At 32.3% G+C, this 2,590-nt stretch carries 5 protein-coding genes; 4 read left to right on the forward strand and 1 reads right to left on the reverse strand.

Features of this window, described 5'->3' with window-relative positions; translation table 11 throughout:
* Positions 1 to 242 (reverse strand): ArsR/SmtB family transcription factor (locus tag V7137_RS14840; protein ID WP_335698802.1); only part of this gene is annotated, 242 nt, incomplete at its 3' end.
* Positions 243 to 505: 263 nt separating this feature from the next.
* Between V7137_RS14840 and V7137_RS14845 the strand changes: the two genes are divergently transcribed.
* The 4 genes from V7137_RS14845 to V7137_RS14860 all read left to right on the forward strand — a co-directional run bounded on the left by V7137_RS14845 (position 506) and on the right by V7137_RS14860 (position 2,517).
* The gene (locus V7137_RS14845; RefSeq protein WP_335698803.1) at positions 506 to 643 is read left to right on the forward strand and encodes a hypothetical protein; all 138 of its coding nucleotides are present in this window, start codon (positions 506 to 508) and stop codon (positions 641 to 643) included.
* A gap of 36 nt (positions 644 to 679) precedes the next feature.
* Positions 680 to 1,123, forward strand: a complete 444-nt coding sequence (locus V7137_RS14850; RefSeq protein WP_335698804.1) for an ArsI/CadI family heavy metal resistance metalloenzyme — start codon at positions 680 to 682, stop codon at positions 1,121 to 1,123.
* A gap of 118 nt (positions 1,124 to 1,241) precedes the next feature.
* Positions 1,242 to 1,658, forward strand: a complete 417-nt coding sequence (locus V7137_RS14855; RefSeq protein ID WP_335698805.1) for a BlaI/MecI/CopY family transcriptional regulator — start codon at positions 1,242 to 1,244, stop codon at positions 1,656 to 1,658.
* Position 1,659: 1 nt separating this feature from the next.
* Positions 1,660 to 2,517, forward strand: a complete 858-nt coding sequence (locus V7137_RS14860; RefSeq protein WP_335698806.1) for a M56 family metallopeptidase — start codon at positions 1,660 to 1,662, stop codon at positions 2,515 to 2,517.
* The last annotated feature ends 73 nt before the right edge of the window (positions 2,518 to 2,590 follow it).

Raw genomic sequence — 2,590 nt, forward strand, 5'->3', positions numbered from 1 at the left:
CATGTTCCTCGTGTTTCTTTAGTAATAATATTGGCATCTAATAAAATCTTTAAATGATAGGATAGCTTTGATTGAGCCATGTCAACTATTGGAGCTAGATCGCAAACACACATAGCACCTTTTTGAGTTAAAATATTCATGATTTGTAGTCTCTTTTTATCAGCTATGGCCTTAAATTTTAACTCATATTCTTCAAAAACTTTATCTAAGGATATGTCTTGTATTTGTATTTCTTTGTTCACTTTTTTCACCTACTTCATAAATCAAATAAACTTGATACATTCATCATATATCCAATATTTTCAAATGTCAATCTTTTAAATCAAAATACTTTGATTTAGGCTGAAGTTTATTGTCCTTCCTTAAAACAAATTTTTTTGATTTAATGGTTGCAATTAGAAAAAATTGCCAATATACTTAGGTTATAAATCAAAAAAATTTGATTTATCCACTTTAAATCAAATTTTTTTGATTTAACAATCCTAATGTAAAGGAGCTGGGAAACATGAGTTTTATCAATAGCTTAATAGGTAAAGAGGTTTCAAAAGCCTCAAGTTGCTGTGGTGTTGAAATTAAAGAGGTAGAAAAAACAGAAGAGGAATCTTGCTGTGGAACATCCCAGGCTAATCCATCATGTTGCTAATTTATCTAAAAAAATAAATCGGTTGGAGGGTCTAAGATGAAAATGCATGTAGGGATTAATGTTACGGATTTAAATAAGTCGATTGAATTTTATACGAAAGTTTTTAATGTAGAGCCAGTAAAAGTAAAGCCAGACTATGCTAAGTTTTTGCTTAATGATCCTGCTCTTAATTTCACTTTAAACTTAAAAGACACAGTTGCAGGAAATCAAGTGGGCCATTTTGGATTTCAGCTAGATAATCAAGAAGCGGTCCAGCAACATAAAGAGCGTTTAGAAAAATTAGGCTTTTTTGCAAGGGAAGAGATGGATGTTACTTGTTGTTATGCTACACAAGATAAATTTTGGGTCACCGATCCTGACCGGAACGAATGGGAATTCTTTTATACAAAAGGTGATGTAGAGACGATGACCGCAGAATCGGAGTGTTGTCCAGCAAATCCTGTTAAGGTAGAAATGCAAACTTCATCATGTTGTTCATAGTTTTTATTTCAAAAATGAGTTTGGAGAAATGCTCCAAACTCATTTTTACTTTTCGGTGGACAGCATTAAAAAGAATAATATGTTACACTACAATATGTAATGGTTAGGAGGATGAATAATGCCAATAAACAATTTTCGTTTTGACCAAGAAGGACTGAACCGCTTTTTCGGCCCGCTTGAGTCTAAAATTATGGACATTCTTTGGGAAGGCAATGAAAAGAGTATTAAGGACGTTCAACATGAATTAGAAAATGAAAAACCGATAAACTTCAATACGGTTATGACGGTTATGAACCGCCTTGTCGATAAAAACATTCTTACAAAAAGATTGGAAGGAAGAACCTCTCTTTTTAAACCAGTAAAAACCAAAGAGGATTTTATTAGCGACCAATCTAAAAAACTAACAGATAACCTTTTGGACGAATTCGGAGGATTAGTTGTTAATCATATGCTGGATTCTTTACAAGAAGTTGATGATCGTTTACTTCAGAAACTGGAACAAAAAATTGAACAATTAAAAAAGGGCAGAAAGTAAAATGGTCTGGAAACATAAATCAACTGCCGTTTTAGGATTAGCCCTTTTCTTTGCGATCATTTTGTTTGTTCAAATAGCGATGTACCTACTAAATATTCTATTTGGCCCATTAGAGCTATTTAATATCTTTAATTTTTGCGTAAGCTTTTTTGAAAAAGGCACTTTTGCCTATTATGCAGTCCTATTAATCGTGAATGCTTACATTTTTTATACCGTTTTCATCATTTGTAATAAGATCGTTCAGCAAATCCTACTATTACGTTCATTTCAAAATAAAATTCACCTACTGATTAATAAAGAAAAATCCAAACAATTGAATCAAATTTTTAACAGAAAAAATGATGATATCGTTATTATCAATTATAAAGACCCGTTGGCATTTACATTTGGGTTTTTGAAACCAGTTATTGTCCTTTCGACTACATTAACTGAAATGTTAGATGCAAAGGAATTAGAAGCTGTCATCTACCACGAGACTTCCCACCAAAGGTATTATGATGGAATTAAGGTATTTATTTTACAAATAATTTCAGAAGCTTTATGGTATATCCCACTTACGAGGTGGTCCTACCAGAATTATCGGATTATGATTGAACTAGTTGCAGATGAATATGCAATTAACCGGATGGGTTCAGAACTTGGATTAGGCAGTGCCTTATTAAAGTTAATTAAGAAGCAACTAAAAGCAAATTCAAATCTTACTCCAGCTATTGTGCATTTTGCGGATAGTACAGTCGATTACAGGCTGCAACAATTGATTAATCCTCAACAATCCATTCCAGTAAAAGCACAGATACGATCCATCGTAATTTCATTAAATGTCTTTATTTTAATATTAATCATACTTGTTATTGCCTAACTAATAAATAAAAGGATTGGACCTAAAGCTAACGGGTTCCGACAAAATCTATTAAGATTTCTGAAGAACTGTC

Source organism: Neobacillus drentensis (genome assembly GCF_036962765.1).
Classification (GTDB): Bacteria; Bacillota; Bacilli; order Bacillales; family Cytobacillaceae; genus Neobacillus; species Neobacillus drentensis_C.

Excerpts from the sequence above, each read along its gene's own strand:
- V7137_RS14855 (WP_335698805.1), top strand. The coding sequence starts at position 1,242 with ATGCCAATAAACAATTTTCGTTTTGACCAAGAAGGACTGAACCGCTTT.
- V7137_RS14850 (WP_335698804.1), top strand. The coding sequence starts at position 680 with ATGAAAATGCATGTAGGGATTAATGTTACGGATTTAAATAAGTCGATT.
- V7137_RS14845 (WP_335698803.1), top strand. The coding sequence starts at position 506 with ATGAGTTTTATCAATAGCTTAATAGGTAAAGAGGTTTCAAAAGCCTCA.
- V7137_RS14860 (WP_335698806.1), top strand. The coding sequence starts at position 1,660 with ATGGTCTGGAAACATAAATCAACTGCCGTTTTAGGATTAGCCCTTTTC.